Raw genomic sequence first — 583 nt, forward strand, 5'->3', positions numbered from 1 at the left:
GCAGATCGGCCATCATTTCTACCGCTTCTTGAAGATCCCAAACAGACCCGTCATGGAAGTACGGGTAGGTCAATTCTACGTTACGTAAGGTTGGGACTTTGAAGACGAACTTATCGAAATCACTTCCGGTAATGGCTTTGCGGCCAACATCTGGGTTGTCTGTTGCAAATGGCTTCACTAACCCCATTTTTTGATACATTTGTCCGCCCGCTAATGGCCCGCTGTGACAAGCAGTACAGCCTTTGTCTTTAAACAGTTGATAGCCTTCCACCTGTGCAGTAGTAAGTGCGTCGTCGTTACCTTTCAACCATAAATCGAATGGAGAATTTGGCGTACGCAGTGTTTGTTCAAATGTTGCGATAGCATCGGTCACGTTATCAATGGTGATATTGTCGCTGCCATAAGCTTGTTGAAACCACTTGCGGTATTGAGGGATAGATTGAAGAGTGTCGACCGCGAGCTGGTGGGTAAATGCCATTTCCAATGGGTTTTCGATAGGGCCTGCGGCTTGCTCTTGCAGATCTTTCGCTCGCCCATTCCAAAATTGAACGAAATTCAAATCTGAATTAAACACCGTAGGTGA

General features: G+C 46.3%; 1 protein-coding gene. It reads right to left on the reverse strand.

Translation table 11 applies throughout. The features are described from left to right. Positions 1–583: cytochrome-c peroxidase (locus tag R7Q46_RS28825; protein WP_318078535.1), on the reverse strand; the 583-nt coding region annotated here is incomplete at both ends.

The sequence above is a fragment of the Vibrio sp. 811 genome (assembly GCF_033339195.1).